The following is a 19,668-nucleotide window of genomic DNA, read 5'->3' as shown; positions in this document are numbered from 1 at the left end:
ATTCGTAGAAATCGACGAATTGACTGGCTTAGCTTTGCAAAGTCATCAAGCTAGCATTACCACCCGCCGCAGTCGTGTTGACGCACAAGGCACGCTCCGCAACCAGTCGCCACAATGGTATTTCAGTCTTAGCGTCTGCCTCCACGATACAAACGATCGCGCCATCTTGTTGTGCAAATACATTGCGATAACTTGCTGCAAGCTCACGTGCAATTAAAGCGAACTGCGCATGAGACTGATCAGAATTAGCGATAAGAATTGCATCAGCTACCAATTTTGGCAAATCAGCTGGCAACAATTGTTTAGTGTGCGCTTCTACTACAACCGTATTACCCGTTGCAACCACGGCAGCAATTTGGTTGAGCAAAGTCGCTACATCTTTCGCGGCACAGAATACCCGACCGCGAGAAGAGAATGCCAACGTATTGGTTTCGCCTGTAGGCCCAGGTAACAACATCGTCATCTTGTATGGATTTTGACGTGCGTACTGTTCTGCCAATGCAGCGACATCAAGGTGTCCATGCGTTTTCGCCCATACGGTTAGGGCATCCAAAGCAATTGGTGCTTGTTTTTCATACACGGTGTTACCGCTGAAATTCATGCTTGGATTTTTTTGCAAGCGTTTTAAATACAAGGGGCCACCCGCTTTTGGACCAGTGCCTGATTTACCTTCACCACCAAATGGTTGTACGCCCACCACCGCACCCACAATATTGCGATTGACATAAATGTTACCGACATGCGCACGTTGCGTGATGAATTCTATCGTTTCATCGATACGAGAATGCACGCCGAGTGTCAAACCAAATCCGGTAGCGTTAATGGCATCGATCAGCGCGGGCAAATCATCACGTTGGTAACGTAACACATGCAAGACCGGACCGAATACTTCCTTAGTCAATTCAGACAGAGAATTAATTTCCAACACAGTCGGCGCTACAAAAGTACCGTTCTTGCAGCTCGCTGGTAAATCTAAAGTGTAAAAAGACTTGGCTTTAGAGCGCATCGCATCAATATGGGCTTGCAGATTCTTTTGCGCTTCAGCGTCGATTACCGGACCGATGTCAGTTGCCAAACGATCTGGAATCCCGACCCGCAATTCTTGCATCGCACCATGCAACATTTCTAAAGTTTTATCGGCGATGTCGTCTTGCAAGCACAAAATACGCAGAGCCGAGCAACGTTGTCCTGCACTATCAAAAGCAGAAGAGACGACATCATTCACGACTTGTTCTGGCAAGGCACTACTGTCAACAATCATCGCATTTTGACCGCCGGTTTCAGCGATGAGTGGGATGTCAATATTCTCTGCGACTGAACGTTTCGCCAAAATACGATTAATGATTTGCGCCACTTCGGTAGAGCCAGTAAAGATCACGCCCTTAACACGGCTATCGGCCACCAATTGTGCACCTACCACTTCGCCAGTCCCTGGCAAGAATTGCAAAGCCTCGACAGGTACGCCAGCTTCGTGCATTAATTGAATCGCACGGTGAGCAATCAAAGGTGTTTGCTCGGCTGGCTTGGCCAACACCACATTACCTGCGGCTAAAGCGGCGCTGACTTCACCGATGAAAATGGCGAGTGGAAAATTCCAAGGGCTGATACATACCACTGGACCCAAAGCTTCTGTCTGTGGTTGCGTTTCAACTTGCGCTGCATAGTAACGCAAGAAATCAACCGCTTCACGCACTTCAGCCAAAGCATTCGGCAAAGACTTGCCTGCTTCGCGTATTGCCAAAGCCATGAAATCCAAAGTCTGTGCTTCGAGCAAATCACCGGCTTTGCTCAAACAAGCGGCACGCGCTGCGGGCGTTTGATTTTGCCATTCAGTTGCATAAGCTTGCGCAGCAGCCAAAGCAGTTTGCACGTCGCTGGCATCGGCTTCTACCACTTGCCCAACTACATCACTATGATTAGCGGGATTCAATACGGGACGTGCTGCGCTCGCCGATACAGTCCCCGCCAAAAGTGGTGTTGCGGTCAAAGTTTGCTGGCTGAATGCACTGAAATGCGCACTAATTTTTTGCAATTGCAATTCGTTGCTGAAATCCATACCAGCGGAATTTTTGCGTTCTTTACCAAACAAATTACTTGGTAAATGAATGCCGCTATGCATTTGACCCGCGAGATTTTTTGCGATCTGAATTGGATCTTCGATCAATGAATCAATAGAAATTTTCTCATCAACGATTTGATTCACGAAAGAAGAGTTAGCACCGTTTTCTAACAAGCGGCGTACCAGGTAGGCCAACAAGGTTTGATGTGATCCTACCGGTGCATAAATACGGCAAGGCTTGTTCAGCTTATCTGCACCAACCACTTGATCGTACAAAGTTTCACCCATGCCGTGCAGGCATTGGAATTCATAGTCGGTGACTTTCGCTTCTTGCGCCCAACTGTAAATCGTCGACAAGGTTAATGCATTGTGCGTTGCAAATTGTGGGTAGATCACATCAGTGACTGCCAACAATTTTTGCGCGCACATCAGATAGGACACATCGGTGTAAACCTTGCGTGTGTAGACGGGGAAGCCTGGCATACCATCGACTTGCGCACGTTTGATTTCAGAATCCCAATACGCACCTTTGACCAAACGCACCATGAATTTACGACCGCTGCGCCGCGCAAGATCAATCAGATAATCAATCACAAATGGACAGCGTTTTTGATAAGCCTGCACCACAAAACCTATGCCCTCGAAACCTTCCAGATCTTTATCGAAAGCCAACGCTTCCATCAAGTCCAAAGATAATTCCAAGCGATCAGTTTCTTCCGCATCGATGTTCAGGCCGATGTTGTACTGCTTCGCCAAGACTAGAAGTTTCTTTAACAATGGCAGTAATTCTTCCATCGTGCGTGCACGTTGCGCGCGCGAGTAACGTGGATGCAAAGCCGAGAGTTTGACCGAGATACCCGGGCCATCTTTGATACCACGACCATTAGATGCTTTACCAATTGCATGAATCGCAGTTTCGTAAGCTTTGTAGTAAAACGCGGCATCGTGCATGGTCAAAGCTGCTTCGCCCAGCATATCGTAAGAATAGCGATAGCCGCGCGCTTCATTGTCTTGACTGTTTTTCAGTGCCTCATCGATTGTCTGACCCGTCACGAACTGGTTACCCAACATGCGCATCGCCAAATCCACGCCTTTACGAATCAAAGGCTCACCGCCCTTAGCGATCAATCGCGTCAATGCTGAACCCAAGCCTTGATCGCTATTGGTACTAACCAATTTGCCTGTGACTAACAAACCCCAGGTCGCGGCATTTACGAATAGGGATGGCGATTCACCCAAATGTTTGCGCCAATCACCTTTACTAATTTTGTCGGCAATCAATCTGTCCTTGGTTGCTGCGTCGGGAATTCGCAACAAGGCTTCCGCCAGACACATCAAAGCCACCCCTTCCTCAGACGACAAAGAAAATTCGTGCATCAAAGCATCCACGCCAGAAGCACGGGTACGTTGCTGACGCACCGAACTGACCAATTTCTTCGCGAGCTCATAAGTGTTGTTTTTTGCACTCGGAATTTCTTGCATATTTGCAAGTAACCAATCCACTGCTTCCGCCTCATCGCGACGATAAGCTTCGGTGATTTTGACTCTGAGCGACGAAGGATTCGCTAACAATTCTTGCTGCAGCGTTTGAAATGGGAGATAAGGAGATTGAGGATTCATGGGTGGATTCATCATTTATTTATAAAAGCAAATATGATTTAATTGTATAGATCATTGGCGAGGATTAATTCTGGAAATAACGAGGTATATCGAAATATTGTATTTTGTGAGAGAATTCCACCAAATATTATTAATAACTACCGAACTAACTTCTTATGCTAGACAAAATCAGTAAAAGAATTCTGGCCGAATTACAAAATGACGGCCGTATCAGTAATGTAGAACTTGCTACCAGAGTCAACCTCTCTCCAGCAGCATGTTTGGAGCGAGTACGCAAGTTGCAAGAATCGGACTACATTCTAGGCTATACCGCCCAACTTAATCCACATTTACTCGATGTCGCCCTACTTGTTTTTATCGAAGTGGTATTAGACCGTACGACACCCGATGTATTTGACGCATTCAAGCGCGGCGTTCAGGCGATTCCTGAGGTATTGGAATGTCATATGGTGGCCGGTGGATTCGATTACCTGGTCAAGGCGCGGGTCAAGGACATGAATGCTTACCGCGATTTCCTTGGAAAATCCTTATTGCAATTGAGTGGCGTACGTGAGACGCATACCTATGCAGTAATGGAAGAAGTCAAAAACACCACGGCATTACCGATCAAATAACACAACAAGTCCTGTACCCAAAAAACAAAAAAGCAGTAAGGTTGCCCTTACTGCTTTTTTAACTTTTTTGCAGCGATGTCTTAGCCATCAATGACGACAGATCGCGGCTTTTCATCTTCCGACTTATTTCATCAACATCCAATAGTTCGCCAATTCCACAGAGCCATCGTTACCTTGTACGGTTTTGAGCACTTCATGCGCTTTCGCTTTATTACCTGCTTGCAGATAAGCCATACCCAAATGAAGTTTTGCTTCCTCAGGTGACTTCAATCCGCCTTTAGCAATACCTTGTTCCATCAAACTGATACCGCGCTCATGCTGGCCGTTGATGACCAGGTTATAGCCCATATTAACCATACCCAAGCCTGTTTTGGCCGCTTTGGCTGATGCTTCGCCCGCATCTAAGGTTTTTGCATCATCCGCTGCTTGTTTGGCCGCTTTATCCAACAAAGGCTTATGTTTAGCCATGTTTTTCCCTGTGCCCAACAAGTTCGCTTTGTAACCAGCTTCCATGATGTGCTTGGCTTCTAATGGCAGACCAGACAACAAGGCGATTTCCGCCATTTCCATGAACTGGGAGCCATCTTCCATGTTTTCTGTGGCTAACAACAGGCGATACCAGTCCAGACGCAGACGATCATTAAAACCTGGTTTATTTGGCAGACGATATAACAAGTCAGCCCAGTATTCTTTAGTAGGATGGTATTTCACCAGTAATTCTAAAGCCTTGGTGGAACCGTCGGTGTCTTTCATCTTCATGCTCGCGCCGTGCAATAAACGCAAACGGGTCTCACCCGGTACACGTTTCGCCGCTTCATCTGCGGCGATCTGTGCTTTAACTGCGATAGCCGCATTCGCATAATCATCACTTAAATAATAATTTTGCACTTCCAGATCTTGCATCACGGTGTTGCTTGGCTCTATCGCAAGAGCACGCTTAGTCCAAACTTGCGATTCTTTGTATCTTTTTGCATTGTAAAAAATGCCAGCCATTCCATCTATATATTTCGATTTTTCTGCTGCAGACAAAAATTCACTGTTAATCATTTCTTCAAAGCAGACTGCCAACAAATCTGTATTGTTCGTGCTGGAAGCGATTACCGCTTTAGTTCTGCTCAAGAAGAAATTCTCGTAAGGTGTTTTATTTTCGAATTTACTTAAGGCATTGATTTTTTCCAAAGCTTCTGGGTACTGCTTATCCGTGATCAGCTTTTGAATTTCTTGCCATGGCTTAGTCCATTCCGCACGAATCACTTCTTTCGATGCTTCTTTCTTTTCTGCAGTTTGCGCATGCGCTGCGACGGGTAGCAAAGTAACTGCGCTGGTTCCAAGGGCAAACAGGAGTGCCGCCAAGGCGATAGGAGATTTTTTTGTCATGGCAATATAATTAAAATGAGCGATGTAAATAAATAAAACGCAACCCAGTGTTCTACGCAAGATCTAATCAAATTAGAGTCGCTTCGTGCGCATTATAGCGCGTTTGTAGCGTCCTCCTATAGCTAACGCGGAGGAATGAATTTGGTTACATCTTTTTTTGATTTTCTGTCAGTTTTGACTTTATTTGACAAAGCTTGCAACAAAATAAAGCGGCGCGTGATTTTGAAACTGCGGGTAAACTAGCGATGATTTTAACCCGACCTTTCTACTGTGTCTCTTTCCACCCAAGTTACTTACACTACTCTTGATACTCGTCATTGTTTCGTCTTGCTCGATGATGCGCGCAGTGATGGCGCCTGTTCGCGCCTGTATTCGGAGTACGTACAATCAATACCATGTGCTCAAGTTGACGATTGGGATTTAGCCTGGTTGCAAGTACAACAAGCCTTAGACCTTGGAAATTATGCTGTAGCCTTGTTAAGTTATGAGACCGGCGCGCAATTGCAAGCGGTCACGGTACGAGAACAAACAGATCAGCAAAGCTGCCTATCGCAATTCCTTATTTTTAGACGCTGTCAACAACTCGATAAAGAGAGCATGTTGTCATGGCTAAAACAGCATTGCCAACAGCAAGTCGCAGGCATACGATCATTGAGAGCCAATGTCACCGCTGAGGAGTTCACTTTAGCAATAGAACAAATCAGAGCTTACATCGCAGCGGGCGACACGTATCAGGTTAACTATACTTATCGCTTGCATTTTCAAAGCTATGGTCCAGCGCTGAGTCTATATCTGGCACTGCGCCAACGACAGCCTGTGCCTTATGGCGCATTTATTCATTTGCCTGATGGTACTGCGATTTTATCTTTATCGCCCGAGCTTTTCATTCGCCACACGGCGGGTCATTTGTTCGCAAGGCCGATGAAGGGGACGGCCGCGGCCAGCGGTGATAACGTGCAAGATCAACAAATTGCAGACGCCTTACGCTGCGATCCCAAAAATCGAGCCGAAAATCTGATGATCGTTGATTTGTTACGTAACGATTTAGGTCGCATCGCGCGCACCGGCAGCGTTAAAGTACCGGCGCTATTTGAAGTCAATCGCTTCTCCAGCGTGTTGCAAATGACCTCAAGTATAGAAGCGCAACTGCGCCCTGATTTGAATTTGGCAGAAGTCATGCGCGCGCTATTTCCCTGCGGTTCAATCACCGGTGCACCGAAACTCAGAACCATGGAAATCATACGCGAACTAGAATCCGAAGATCGCGGCATCTACACGGGTGCGATAGGTTGGTTCGACCCGCCAGCATCGAAAGAAATTTTAGGTGATTTTTGTTTGTCGGTACCGATTCGTACGCTGCAACTAAGCCCAACCGATGAACATGGATTACGTGCTGGTTGCATGGGCGTTGGTGCGGGCATAGTCTACGATAGTCAGGCAGAGGAAGAATTTGCCGAATGCCAATTGAAGGCAAAATTCCTGACGGGCTTGCAGCCAGCGTTTGAATTATTTGAAACCATGTATGCAACTCAAACGGAGGGCTGTCGCCATCTTGATCGTCACTTACTGCGACTAGAAAACTCGGCAGAGTTTTTTGGTTTTGCTTTTGATCGTGCGAAGATCGTCTGCGAATTAAAGGCATGCTGCGCCAACTTCGCTAACAATACTGCCTATCGCTTACGTCTTGGCTTGCAATCAGATGGTCAACTACAGATTCAATACGCGCCGCTGCAAAGTTTGGACATGCCGGTAAAATTATTCTTCAACCATGAGATATGCCAAACAGAAGCTTTATTCTTGATGCACAAAAGCAGCCATAGACATGCTTACGACGCCGCCTGGAAAAGAGCAGAACAAGCAGGCGGTTTTGACAGTTTATTTGTCAACCATGCGGGTCGCGTAACTGAAGGTGGGCGTAGTAATCTATTTGTGCGTATTGGTCAGACTTGGTACACGCCGCCACTCAGCGATGGCGTATTGCCCGGTATCATGCGTGCCCTTCTGTTAGAAGATCAGCACCTGCAGGCACAGGAAAAATCTTTGACGATAGAAGAAGTTTTGCAGGCGGATGAAATTATGCTGTGCAATGCCTTGCGCGGTGCTTTGCCGGCGATTTTGGTACTGCAATCTTAGTGGTGTAATTTACTTGTGTAAAACCCCACAAACAGGACAATCACTGTTTTTGCTGACGCCTATCGTGTTCCATTCCATAGCCAAGGCATCGAGTAATAACAGGCGTCCCGCAACAGATTGACCTAGTCCCATCACCAACTTCAAAGCTTCGGCAGCTTGCATAGCGCCTATGATACCCACCAGTGGCGCAAATACGCCCATGGTCGAACATTGCACTTCTTCAAACTCTTGATCGGGTGGGAATAAACAGGCGTAGCATGGTGCCTCTCTGTTGCGAGTATCGAATACGCTAAGCTGCCCATCAAAAGAAATCGCCGCGCCCGATACCAGCGGCACATGCGCCGTCACGCAAGCACGATTTACAGCATGACGGGTATTAAAATTATCGCTGCAATCTAAAACCACAGTCGCACTACGAACCAAAGTTAATAGACGTTCGCCCTGCAAACGTTCTTTCGAGGCCACGATGTGAATATCAGGATTAATCGCTTGCAAACTGATTTTTGCGGAATCAACTTTATTCTGGCCGACGCGCTCGGTCGTATGCAAAATCTGTCTCTGCAAATTAGTCAAATCGACTTCATCATCATCGACTATCGTCAACTGACCAATCCCTGCGCTCGCCAGATACAAAGCCGCTGGTGAACCCAGTCCGCCCGCACCGATGATCAAGGCATGCGCCGCGAGTATTTTTTGTTGACCTTCTATCCCTATCTGATCCAACAGGATATGACGTGAATAGCGTAGCAGTTGATTGTCGTTCATTTTTGTCTAGCCGCTAACTGAGCGCATTGTGGGAATCACAAACTTGATAAGTCGCGGTTACCGAATATTTATTTTTTCTTAGGCTCGGCTTTTTTGTCGGCTTTGCTTTTTGCGGGATTTAAAACAGGCTGCACAGCCGTCGCATCTGAGGTTTTCATGGCGACTAATTTCACCGGCAAACCCTTCAAATGATTTAAGGCTTGTGCCAATTGGAAATCATCTTTGCTACCATACTCTAGCGGCTTACTTTTCTTCGCTAATGCAACCAGACGTTTTTCCTCTTCCAGTTCATCGACCACAGCCTTCTCCGCCTCGGCCTCTTTGTCGTTACTTAAATGTTTTACCAAATCAGATTCGCGCGAACGCAAAGCATTGAAACCATCACCATCAGCCGTTTCTTCTACATGTAAGTCTGGCGTGATGCCTTTGGCCTGAATGGCACGACCTAAAGGTGTGTAGTAACGCGCAGTGGTAATCTTAATCCCTGTATCCGCAGAAATCTGATGCACTGTTTGTACCGAACCTTTGCCAAAACTCTGTGTACCCAACACGACCGCTCGACGATAATCCTGCAACGCACCGGCCACAATTTCGGACGCAGACGCTGTGCCGGTATTAATCAAGACCACAATCGGTACGGTTTTAATCGCAGCAGGCAATTTCGCCAAAGGATCGCCGCCGCTAGTCCCATTGATATAGAATTCGCGCTTCGCAAAATAAGTACGCTTGGAATCTTCAACTTGCCCGTTCGTTGATACCACCGCAACATCTTTCGGCAAGAAAGCCGCGGATACGCCAACCGCGCCGGGCAATACGCCGCCCGGATCATTGCGCAAATCCAAAACCAAACCCTTCAATGCTGGATCTTGTGCATATAAGGCATTGATCTTTTTCACCATGTCTTCCACAGTGGGCTCTTGAAACTGAGATATCCGCAGCCAGGCATAACCAGGCTCTATCACTTTGGCTTTGACGCTGTGCTGCTTGATCAATTCACGCGTCAATGTCACTACGATAGGCTTATCTTCCGTCTTACGCGCTATGGTTAGCGTGATCTTAGAATTCGGTTCGCCGCGCATTTTTTTTATGGCGTCGTCTATACTCAAACCCTTAATCGGCAGACCGTCTATGCGTGTAATCAGATCACCCGGTTGTATGCCAGCACGGTAAGCCGGAGAGTCTTCAATGGGAGAGACGATTTTGACATAGCCATCTTCCATTCCGACTTCCACACCAAGGCCAACGAACTTTCCTTCGGTGCCCTCGCGTAATTCTTTAAATGCTTTTTTATCCAAATAAGCAGAATGAGGGTCAAGCGAATTGACCATGCCATTCATCGCTTCAGTCAAAAGTTTTTCATCGTCTACCGGTTCCACATAATCGGATTTGATCATGCCAAACACTTCTGAAAATTCACTTAGTTTTTCCAAGGGCAAAGGACTACCACCCATTTTTTGCGCAAGGGCAGAATACTGCAGGGAAGCGGCAACACCAGCGATCACGCCGAAACCAATCAAACCAAAATTCTTTAATTTACTGCCCATAAGTCCAAAACGGTATTGACCGCAAAAAAATAATTGAAAATCTAATCTTGAATTTGCCTATGCATGTCTATTGCACTTATGCTTATTATTGCTAATTAATGCAAATTGACAGCTACTTACGCACCCAATTCATAGGATCAAACACCTGTCCTTTGTAACGCATCTCAAAGTATAGTCCGGTTTCTTCATTGCCGCCGCTATTGCCTGCATTGGCTATCGTGTCACCCGCTTTCACCATATCTCCCGCGTGTTTTAATACGGCTTGCGTATTGCTATAAAGGCTTAGATATTGACCACCATGATCGAGAATAATCATGTTACCGAAGCCACGTAGCCATTCCGCAAAAACCACCTTACCTGCCGCGATGGCTTTGATTTCAGCACCTTCGTTCGCCTTAATAAAAAGGCCTTTCCAACTTGGGCCGTCACCACGTTTATTGCCAAATCTAGCGATCAACTCACCTTTCACCGGCAAACGTAATTGCCCTTTCAAACGGCTAAATTCTTGTCCATCCAGCATACTCGGTGCAGGCGTTTGTTCAACTCTGAGATTTTTATTGTCTTCGATATCATTGACGACTTTACCTGAGCTTTTATTTTGACCCGCAATTTGGTTTTTCTCGCGTAGTGCTTTTTCTTGTGCAATTCGTTCTTTACGCTGTTTTTCTTGCAAGGCTAGACGTGCTTGTTCGGCTTTCGCTTGCTCTTCCATCAGTTTGTTCAGACGCGTCACCAAATTGCTCAAGCGCTGTTCGTCTTTTTGTAAATTTTCTGCTTCTTTCTTTTGTGCGTGCAATTTGCTTGCTAGCTCCGACAGCAAAGCGGTGTGCCTTTTTTTCTCTTTTTCCAGGCCTTTTTTATGATCGCGCTCTTCTTGCGCAATTTCATCCAATTCATCTTTGGTCTCTTGCGCCGCTAATTTGTTTTTTTCGATTTCTTCCAAACTACTACGCAAAGCTGCAATCAGCTTAGCCTGAGTCTGAGACACATAACTCATGTAATGCAATTCGCGGTTTATGCGATTCGGATTATCGCCAGACAGCAATAATTTCATTCTGTCGCTATCGCCATGCATGTATTGACGTCGGAGAAAATCAGATAATTGTTTTTTTTGTTTTTCGACCTGCGCTGTCAAGCGTGCCTGCTCGACTACTAATTGATTCAAACGTTCATTCGCTTGCTGCTGCTCTAGCTGCAACTCGCGTATAGATCGATTCGCTTCGGAAATGGCTTGTTCGGAGTCTTCCAGCGCATCACTGACTTTTTCTTTAGCCGACTCGGTTTTGCTGATGTCTTTCTTTAGTGCCTTGAGTTTTTGTTGCAGCTCTATACGCGTGGCTTCCGCCTGCTTCTTTTCTTTGGCACGATTACTTTGGGCATGCGCCAAGTCAGGCCAAATACTCATCAAACCGACTAAACTACAAGCGAGACAAACCGCTTTTACTCCTCGCAGTAAATTCGGTTTGTCAGCTTGCTGATTCTTATGCTCTGAAGAAAACGACATCGGGTTTACTTCGACTTCCCTTGACTCGCCACCGCTGCTAATGCAGCCGCAATCGCATCCTGATCACCGAGGTAATAGCTCTTAATTGGTTTCAAATCCGCATCCAATTCATACACCAAAGGCTGGCCATTTGGAATATTCAAATTCACGATGGCCTCATCACTAATGCCATCGAGCATTTTGATCAAGGCGCGCAAACTGTTGCCATGCGCAGAAACGATAATGCGTTTACCCGCGCGGATGGCGGGTGCAATGGAGTCATCCCATGCCGGAACGACACGCGCTACCGTGTCTTTTAGGCATTCCGTCAAAGGAATTTGTGAGCGCTGCAAACCGGCGTAACGTGGATCTTTGAATGAAGTGCGTTCATCGTTCTCATCCAAAGGATTTGGTGGCGTGTCATAGCTACGACGCCATACCAAGACTTGCTCATCACCATATTTTGCCGCGGTTTCTGCCTTGTTCAATCCTTGCAGGGCACCATAGTGCCGTTCGTTCAAACGCCAATCATGTTGTACTGGCAACCACATCAAATCCATCTCATCTAAGGTTCCCCATAAAGTACGGATCGCACGTTTCAAGACGGAGGTATAAGCTAAATCAAAGCTAAAACCTGCTTCTTTCAATAACTTACCCGCCTGACGCGCTTCAGCCACACCTTTTTCTGTCAGATCAACATCGGTCCAGCCAGTAAAACGATTATCGAGGTTCCACGTGGATTCGCCATGACGCATTAATACAATTTTATACATGATATTTGCTTAATATTTGCTTAAATTAGCTGGGTTTAAGATGGGTTTAAGATGATTAAGTAGGAATTTCAATCAGTTCAAAACTAAATTCCCCATCTATTTTATAATGAGGTGCTTGTCTTTAACCACTTATAACCATTCTTAACACGGGAAAACTGTGAATTTCATTAGCGACAATCTATTTCTGCTTGCCATCGCCCTCATTTCTGGCGGTGCTTTATTACTCCCTAGCCTGCAAAGACGCGGTGCCCGAGTCTCACAATTGCAAGCGACACAAAAGATCAATCAAGGCAAGACTTTAGTTTTGGACGTGCGCAGCGCGGAAGAATTTGCCACCGGCCACTTAGCGAACGCTAAGAATATCCCTTTAAATGAGCTCGAATCACGCATCAAGGAAATTGAAAAATCCAAAGCGCATACCGTCATTGCCGTCTGTGCCAGTGGCGTGCGTTCAAGTAGCGCGGTGGCTATCTTGAATAAGGCAGGATTTGAGCAGGCATTTAGTCTAGACGGTGGCGTTGCGGCTTGGCAGTCGCAAGGTTTGCCAACAGTTAAATAAGGGAGTTGTCATGGTTGCCCATGTTGTTATGTATTCCACTGCAGTTTGTCCATACTGTGTGATGGCGGAACGTCTGTTAAAAGCCAAAGGTGTCGCCGACATAGAAAAAGTTCGTGTTGATCTCGATCCTGCTGCGCGGGAAGCAATGATGCTCAAAACCGGACGCCGCACCGTGCCACAAATTTACATTGGAGAAACACATGTAGGTGGTTTTGATGATTTGTCGGCCTTAGATCGTGCTGGCAAGTTAGATTCGCTGTTAAATCCAACATAAAACGCAGTGCACAAGCGGCTTTGATTGCGGTTTTTTGTAGTCGCTTGCTACAATACAAGGCTAATTCTGTTTCCCTGTTTTGAAATTGGCAAAACGATTCAAAATCAAAATGAAACAGAATGGGGCTTGAATATTGGTTTTTTGTCCCTATGTAAGTAGCTCGCTGTTCACAATCAATTTATAGAATTTAAAGAAAGTCTCACATGTCCGACCAAAATTTGCAGCCAATTTTCCAAATTCAACGCGTCTATCTGAAAGATTTGTCGCTCGAACAACCAAATTCTCCAGCGATTTTCTTGGAACAAGAAGCACCAAGCGTTGAAGTTACTTTAGATGTAGCGGCTGAGCCATTGGCTGAAGGCATCGTTGAGTCCACAGTAACTGTTACAGTGACAGCGAAAATCAAGGACAAAGTTGCTTTCTTGGTAGAAGCAAAACAAGCAGGTATTTTCGAAGCACGCAATATTCCTCAAGATCAAATGGATCCATTGTTAGGCATCGGTTGCCCAAACATCATCTATCCATACCTGCGTTCGAATATCGCTGATGCGATTTCCCGTGCTGGTTTCCCTCCGATTCATTTGACAGAAATCAACTTCGAAGCCTTCTACCAACAACGTTTGGCGAACATGGCTGAGCAAGCTGCATTAGCAGCAAATGCTGGCACAACAGAAGCGGCTGCGACAACGCACTAATGCTGTACTGACCCATTGCTCTTATTTAGGAGCAATGGGTTTTTCTTTGTAGGCTTCATCCTAAGGTTACGCAATGCGCCTCATCCCCAGCCTTTCAACACTGGTATTGTTAGGATTAAGTTCAATCTCCGGTCTATCTAACGCCTTAGAATTCCGCTCTGTCGGTGCTGCGCCTATCATCATGTACGATGCACCCTCTGCACGTGGCATGAAAGTTTATGTGGCACCTGCGGGTATGCCGCTTGAAGTTATCTTGACCTCAGGCGCTTGGTGCCGGGTACGCGATGCCCAAGGTGACTTAAGTTGGGTCGAAGCCAAGGATTTAGTTGCGCGCCGCAATCTTGTCGTCAAAGTGGCGACTGCCCGTATACGTGCAACAGCAGAAGAGTCTGCGAGTATGGTTTTTAGCGCGGACAAAAACGTCTTATTAGAAATGGTAGAACCAGCCAGCGGTTTATGGGTAAAAGTAAAACACCGCGATGGTCAGACGGGTTACGTCAGAACCACCGACGTCTGGGGTTTATAAGAGTCGCGAAAACACGGAAAGAATCATTAAGGACATTGCAGTGTCCTTTTTTTATGTCGGCTAATTGCTTCAGATGAATGGTAGGCATCTCTGCAGCGGACAAGATTAAGCAATAACGAACTAAACAGGTTAATTATGAATATTAGCGTTCTGGGTGCTGGTGCATGGGGCACGGCTTTGGCGATTTCACTGGCGGCAAAAAACCAAGTTGTCCTTTGGGGACGCAATCAAGCCGCGATGGAAAGCGCCCAGGCACTACGCGAAAATCAGCATTATCTACCCGGCTTCGGCTTGCCTGACTCACTTAAGGCTACGGCAGATTTTGACTCAGCCTTACGCCACGCATTAAACACTCATGATAGCGAAGGCTTGCTAATTATCGCCAGTTCGGTTTCTGGTCTACGTCCCATTTTGAAACAATGCGCGGCCTATCCTTTACGCAACGTCGTCTGGCTATGCAAAGGTTTTGAAGAAAATACACGATTATTGCCACATCAAGTAGTGAAACAAGAACTAGGTGAGCAAGTACTCGCTGGCGCGCTATCTGGCCCGTCCTTCGCACAAGAGGTTGCACAAGGCCTGCCATGTGCGCTAACCATCGCCTCGCACTCACTGGAACTATGTCAGTTAGTTGTCACCGCCGCACATAGTCCCAATTTGCGTGTTTATTCCAGCGACGATGTCATCGGTGTGGAGGTCGGTGGTGCGGTCAAAAATATTTTGGCTATTGCCACTGGCGTCGCAGATGGTTTAGGACTGGGTTTGAATGCGCGCGCTGCCTTAATGACGCGTGGTTTAGCGGAGATCAGCCGACTCTGTACCGCACTCGGCGGACGACTAGAAACCTTGATGGGCTTAACCGGTGTCGGTGATCTGATACTCACGTGTACCGGAAACCTATCACGCAATCGCAAAGTTGGACTCGCTTTGGCCGAAGGTAAATCTTTGGAAACCATTGTGCAGGAGCTTGGCCACGTCGCGGAAGGCGTACGTTGTGCGCAAGCGGTCAAAGCACTGGCGCTCGAGCTGAATATAGAAATGCCGATTACCGAAGCAGTGGCGGGCGTGTTATTTGAAAATGTGGCGACTCGCGACATGATAGAAAGACTGCTATCACGCAATGCAAAAATTGAATCCAACTAGATACAAAATCCAGCTTGGATCACTCTCAATTAGTACAAGGGATAATCATCACGAATAACCCGGGCAATCACAATCTCGGGGACATTTTTGTCCCGTAAGAAGGAAATAGCCTTGATTGCGCCGAAAGACTCCGCATAAAACATTCCCAAATCGACTAACATACGCGTCACCATGTCACGCCGCCGGCGCGGACAACGGTACTTAAATAGATATTTACGTTTTCTGCAGCCTGACATCAAAGACTCCCGTCTTTAAGATTTGATTGCGCTTAAGCAATACACTTCCAAGTTTAATCCGCTTCTTCATCGCTTGGCAATTTTTTTAGCGCTTGTTTGTGTGCTTGTCGCAATGCTGCACTAGTTTTTTGATGGCTACCCGCACCGCCACGCTTTGCCAAAGCCGCGATTGGATTACGTGGTTTAATTTGGGCAGGATCAAGTCGAAACACCAATTTCTGGCGTGTTCCCATACTTTTATTCGCCATCCTGCCGCTCCAATATCATGACCACATTAGTTACAACACATAACGCGACAAGTCTTCATTTACCGATAATGCCTGCAGACGCTGCTCGACATAGGCGGCGTCTATCAGTACAGTCTTGCCACTATTTTGATGGGCATTAAAAGAAATTTCTTCTAACAATTTTTCCATCACCGTGTATAAGCGACGGGCACCAATATTTTCGGTAGTTTCGTTGACGGAATAAGCGATACCCGCCAACCTTTGTACGCCTTCTGGAGAAAACTCTATCTTCACGCCTTCAGTTGCTAACAGCGCTTCATATTGACGAGTAAGACATGCATCGGTGCTAGTCAAAATACATTCAAAATCAGCGATAGACAGTGATTCTAGTTCTACCCGAATCGGGAAGCGTCCCTGCAATTCTGGTATCAAATCAGATGGCTTGGCAAAATGAAATGCTCCCGAAGCGATGAACAAAATATGATCGGTCTTAATCATACCGAACTTGGTATTCACCGTAGTACCCTCGACCAAAGGCAACAAATCACGTTGTACACCAGCACGTGAGACTTCTGCACCACCCGCTTCTGAACGCGAGGCGATCTTATCGATTTCATCCAAAAAGACGATACCATTTTGCTCAACATTCCGAATCGCTTCTTGCTTTAGCTCGTCTTCATTGATGAGTTTGGCAGCTTCTTCCTCTATCATCAATTTCATTGCTTCTTTGATTTTCAGACGACGCGCCTTTTTGCGCCCGGTACCAACACCTGAAAACATGGATTTGATCTGCTCAGTCATTTCTTCCATGCCTGGCGGAGCCATAATTTCCATCTGAGGCACGGCTTCAGCCACGTCCATTTCAATTTCTTTGTCGTTCAGACTACCTTCGCGCAAGCGCTTCCTAAAGGTTTGACGTGTGGCATTATCATTGCCCGAGCTGTCGGCCTGCGCATCCTGAGCGATGCCAAAATCACGCACTGGCGGCAACAGAACGTCCAAAATCCGATCTTCTGCAGCGTCCTCAGCACGTGCTCTGACTTTTCGCATAGCCGATTCGCGCGTTTGTTTGATACCGATATCGATCAGATCCCGGATAATCGTATCGACATCCCGTCCCACATAGCCGACTTCGGTAAATTTAGTAGCTTCAATTTTAATAAATGGCGCATCAGCCAATTTTGCCAAACGGCGGGCAATCTCAGTTTTACCAACACCAGTCGGTCCTATCATCAAGATATTCTTGGGTGTAATCTCGTAGCGTAAAGGCTCCGCGACTTGTTGACGACGCCACCGATTACGCAAAGCAATCGCCACAGCGCGCTTGGCCTTGTCCTGACCGACGACATGTTTATCTAATTCCGAAACAATTTCCTGCGGCGTCATATTCATCATTGCGTTCTCAATTCTTTACGTGTGTCTTCAACTAAATTCGTGAACTTATTTCTTCAGCTTATTTTTCAGCTTTTTTTTTGCAGCCTATGTCTACTTCTAGACTATCGCTCAATTTACGATGCTTTACTCTAAGGTTTCTATAGTGTGCGAAAGATTAGTGTAAATGCAGAGCTCACCTGCAATCGTCAAGGATTTCTTGACGATCTCTACGGGTGATAAATCAGTATTTTCATAAAGTGCGATGGCAGCAGATTGCGCAAACGTGCCGCCAGAGCCAATCGCCCCAATACCATTGTTTGGCTCCAAGACATCGCCGTTACCCGTGATAACCAAGGTGCAGTCTTTATCTGCCACCAGCAGCATGGCTTCCAGACGGCGCAACATACGATCCGTGCGCCAGTCTTTCGCCAACTCGACCGAGGCACGCATTAAATGACCTTGATGTTTTTCTAGTTTAGATTCGAAACGTTCGATCAGGGTAAAGGCATCGGCAGTACCACCCGCAAAACCGGCCAGCACTTTATTGTGATACAGCTTACGTACTTTACGGGCTGTACCCTTCATGACAATATTGCCTAAAGTGACTTGACCGTCACCACCCAATGCCACCACATTACCGCGACGTACTGTCAAGATAGTGGTGCCGTGAAATTGTTCCATATAGTCCTCGTTTGTTCTCGCGTACCTAAATAGCCTTGAACCGATATCACTGCTTTTTCAAAAAGCATAAGCGAAAACGGCACCAGTTATAAGACTTATGCGCTCAGAAATAGGAAAATGGGGGAGTTTTTGAGAATTACAAGTGCCAGATGACTAGACAAATCTCAAGACTGCTTGCGTGGAACTATGGCTGCGATATTTTTCAGGCCCATCGCATTAAACAAATGCATCACGAGGTAATTCACTTCATGAAATTGTATCGATTTACCCTTAGTGCCAGAAATAGGCACAAGACTATTTAATAGTTGAGCCGAAGCGCCAAACTCAACCCGCTCTAACTGCGAGCAATCAAGAATAATAGTGTCATGAGACTTTGCATGTGTGGCAATTAACTTCACTAAGGCGTCCGTACTGCCCTCAATGATCTTAGGCATCATGAAACGATCTGAAGGTTCTTCATGTGCGTCTTCGACTGGTTCGGCAACCGCCATCGTAACTTTACTGGTCGGCGCCTCAAATGCAGGAGGAGATACTTCAAAAGTGACGCAATAGTCGATACTCGCTTCTTCGAAGGCTTCTTTCATTTGCAATAATTGAAGAACCTCCATCAAGAGCAACCAAGGAGCTTCTGTCTCATCACGACGACCTACTTCCAAGATAGAACGGATTTGTTCGGTCAAATTGTTAGCGGCAACCACCACCAAATCGTGTTTGGTTTTTTTCAGATTGCGCATCGCACGCAACAGCAAACCACATCCAACTGGATCTACGGTTTTGACGCGCCCAAAATCTAACTTTAATACCTTGCTTTTTTCACTGAACGTATTCAGTTTTTGCAGTAATTTGATAATTTCGCCGTCTAACAACGGCGGGAAATTAACGGTGGGGATGGCCCCTTCAATTTTGGTCTCTTCAACGTTCAGATTCACTTCAGAATCACGCCAGACTGGCGGCGAAGTTTCATACTTACCAGCGTAATCCAAAGACAAGCTTTCGAAGGCATATTGATTCTGTTCGATTTGATACAGATCGAATAACATAAACCACGCTAAGGGCGTTGCACTCCCCAAATTATCCAGATCGATCGCACTACGCAACATATGCTCAGCGACCTTGATCTGACCCGTGGCAAATAAAATAGCCGCTTCCTCTAACAGTGGTACGGATTCAATTTGCCCCATCGCTGGCGCATGCAATTCGGTTGTACCTAATAATAATTCTGTCGTCGGTAAACTTAATGCCACTGTACTTTGGAAGTCAGTGGCAATAAAGTCTGTATGAAATTGATTCGGTTCGGTGCGCTTTAAGGCTTCGCTGATCTTAGTCTGCTGCGACTTAGGGCGCCCCATGTCACGCGACATTTCGAATTCAATGGCGTCAATTTTGCGTTCAGTAGCGCGCGCGATATGCTTTTTTTCGGTTAAAGAATGCGTCAAAGCCTCGTCATCTTGGACATGTCCAATAACGGTATTTTGCGACCTGGAACGAGTTTTCTTGGAAGCCGATTTCTCAGAGTTGGTCGCCTCTGTTCGTACTGGCTTCTTACCGAAAAGCTTGAAAATCCCCACAGCTACCTATCGTCTTA

At 46.3% G+C, this 19,668-nt stretch carries 18 protein-coding genes; 7 read left to right on the top strand and 11 right to left on the bottom strand.

The features are described 5' to 3' along the window. Positions 1-28: 28 nt before the first annotated feature. Entirely contained in the window at positions 29-3,679 is a 3,651-nt protein-coding gene (gene putA / locus AC1RR2_RS14090; RefSeq protein ID WP_493222892.1) for a trifunctional transcriptional regulator/proline dehydrogenase/L-glutamate gamma-semialdehyde dehydrogenase, read from the bottom strand. 155 nt (positions 3,680-3,834) lie between these two features. Between putA and AC1RR2_RS14085 the strand changes: the two genes are divergently transcribed. Next, entirely contained in the window at positions 3,835-4,293 is a 459-nt protein-coding gene (locus tag AC1RR2_RS14085) for an Lrp/AsnC ligand binding domain-containing protein (protein WP_186916519.1), read from the top strand. A gap of 123 nt (positions 4,294-4,416) precedes the next feature. On the opposite strand, the gene AC1RR2_RS14080 is transcribed toward AC1RR2_RS14085, so the two are convergent. Beyond that, positions 4,417-5,670, bottom strand: a complete 1,254-nt coding sequence (locus AC1RR2_RS14080; protein WP_493222891.1) for a hypothetical protein — start codon at positions 5,668-5,670, stop codon at positions 4,417-4,419. A gap of 270 nt (positions 5,671-5,940) precedes the next feature. Here AC1RR2_RS14080 and pabB point away from each other — a divergent pair, with 270 nt between their 5' ends. After that, positions 5,941-7,803 (top strand): aminodeoxychorismate synthase component I, encoded by a 1,863-nt coding sequence (gene pabB, locus AC1RR2_RS14075; RefSeq protein ID WP_493222890.1) that lies wholly within the window; start codon positions 5,941-5,943, stop codon positions 7,801-7,803. A 9-nt stretch (positions 7,804-7,812) separates the two neighbouring features. Here the strand turns inward: pabB and AC1RR2_RS14070 are convergent, their stop codons facing one another. The 4 genes from AC1RR2_RS14070 to gpmA form a co-directional block, all read right to left on the bottom strand. Next, complete coding sequence (locus AC1RR2_RS14070) at positions 7,813-8,568, bottom strand: HesA/MoeB/ThiF family protein (RefSeq protein WP_493222889.1); 756 nt, start codon at positions 8,566-8,568, stop codon at positions 7,813-7,815. Between the two features lie 68 nt (positions 8,569-8,636). Then, positions 8,637-10,112, bottom strand: coding sequence for a S41 family peptidase (locus tag AC1RR2_RS14065; protein WP_493222888.1), 1,476 nt, complete (start codon positions 10,110-10,112; stop codon positions 8,637-8,639). 112 nt (positions 10,113-10,224) lie between these two features. Further along, positions 10,225-11,616: a murein hydrolase activator EnvC family protein gene (locus AC1RR2_RS14060; protein WP_493222887.1), complete on the bottom strand. Its 1,392-nt coding sequence runs from the start codon at positions 11,614-11,616 to the stop codon at positions 10,225-10,227. A 5-nt stretch (positions 11,617-11,621) separates the two neighbouring features. Further along, positions 11,622-12,368 carry a 2,3-diphosphoglycerate-dependent phosphoglycerate mutase gene (gene gpmA / locus AC1RR2_RS14055; protein WP_493222886.1) on the bottom strand — a complete coding sequence of 249 codons (747 nt, stop codon included), beginning with the start codon at positions 12,366-12,368 and terminating at the stop codon, positions 11,622-11,624. Between the two features lie 157 nt (positions 12,369-12,525). Between gpmA and AC1RR2_RS14050 the strand changes: the two genes are divergently transcribed. The 5 genes from AC1RR2_RS14050 (at position 12,526) to AC1RR2_RS14030 (ending at position 15,565) form a co-directional block, all read left to right on the top strand. Next, complete coding sequence (locus tag AC1RR2_RS14050; RefSeq protein WP_493222885.1) at positions 12,526-12,927, top strand: rhodanese-like domain-containing protein; 402 nt, start codon at positions 12,526-12,528, stop codon at positions 12,925-12,927. A 10-nt stretch (positions 12,928-12,937) separates the two neighbouring features. Further along, positions 12,938-13,201, top strand: coding sequence for a glutaredoxin 3 (gene grxC, locus AC1RR2_RS14045; RefSeq protein ID WP_493222884.1), 264 nt, complete (start codon positions 12,938-12,940; stop codon positions 13,199-13,201). Positions 13,202-13,404: 203 nt separating this feature from the next. Then, positions 13,405-13,896 (top strand): protein-export chaperone SecB, encoded by a 492-nt coding sequence (secB, locus tag AC1RR2_RS14040; protein WP_493222883.1) that lies wholly within the window; start codon positions 13,405-13,407, stop codon positions 13,894-13,896. Positions 13,897-13,969: 73 nt separating this feature from the next. Then, on the top strand, positions 13,970-14,422 hold the full coding sequence (locus AC1RR2_RS14035; RefSeq protein WP_493222882.1) for an SH3 domain-containing protein: 453 nt from the start codon (positions 13,970-13,972) through the stop codon (positions 14,420-14,422). Positions 14,423-14,557: 135 nt separating this feature from the next. Beyond that, positions 14,558-15,565, top strand: coding sequence for an NAD(P)H-dependent glycerol-3-phosphate dehydrogenase (locus AC1RR2_RS14030; RefSeq protein ID WP_493222881.1), 1,008 nt, complete (start codon positions 14,558-14,560; stop codon positions 15,563-15,565). A gap of 29 nt (positions 15,566-15,594) precedes the next feature. On the opposite strand, the gene AC1RR2_RS14025 is transcribed toward AC1RR2_RS14030, so the two are convergent. The 5 genes from AC1RR2_RS14025 to AC1RR2_RS14005 form a co-directional block, all read right to left on the bottom strand. After that, on the bottom strand, positions 15,595-15,801 hold the full coding sequence (locus AC1RR2_RS14025; RefSeq protein ID WP_493222880.1) for a hypothetical protein: 207 nt from the start codon (positions 15,799-15,801) through the stop codon (positions 15,595-15,597). Between the two features lie 53 nt (positions 15,802-15,854). Beyond that, the gene (locus AC1RR2_RS14020; protein WP_493222879.1) at positions 15,855-16,049 is read right to left on the bottom strand and encodes a hypothetical protein; all 195 of its coding nucleotides are present in this window, start codon (positions 16,047-16,049) and stop codon (positions 15,855-15,857) included. A 30-nt stretch (positions 16,050-16,079) separates the two neighbouring features. Then, on the bottom strand, positions 16,080-17,420 hold the full coding sequence (gene hslU / locus AC1RR2_RS14015) for an ATP-dependent protease ATPase subunit HslU (RefSeq protein ID WP_493222939.1): 1,341 nt from the start codon (positions 17,418-17,420) through the stop codon (positions 16,080-16,082). A 126-nt stretch (positions 17,421-17,546) separates the two neighbouring features. After that, the gene (gene hslV, locus AC1RR2_RS14010; RefSeq protein WP_314858643.1) at positions 17,547-18,083 is read right to left on the bottom strand and encodes an ATP-dependent protease subunit HslV; all 537 of its coding nucleotides are present in this window, start codon (positions 18,081-18,083) and stop codon (positions 17,547-17,549) included. Between the two features lie 164 nt (positions 18,084-18,247). Then, positions 18,248-19,519, bottom strand: coding sequence for a hypothetical protein (locus AC1RR2_RS14005; RefSeq protein ID WP_493222878.1), 1,272 nt, complete (start codon positions 19,517-19,519; stop codon positions 18,248-18,250). Positions 19,520-19,668: the final 149 nt, after the last annotated feature.

Source organism: Undibacterium sp. GW821-FHT11H02, from assembly GCF_058808015.1.
This window is presented reverse-complemented; position numbering and strand designations above follow the sequence as displayed.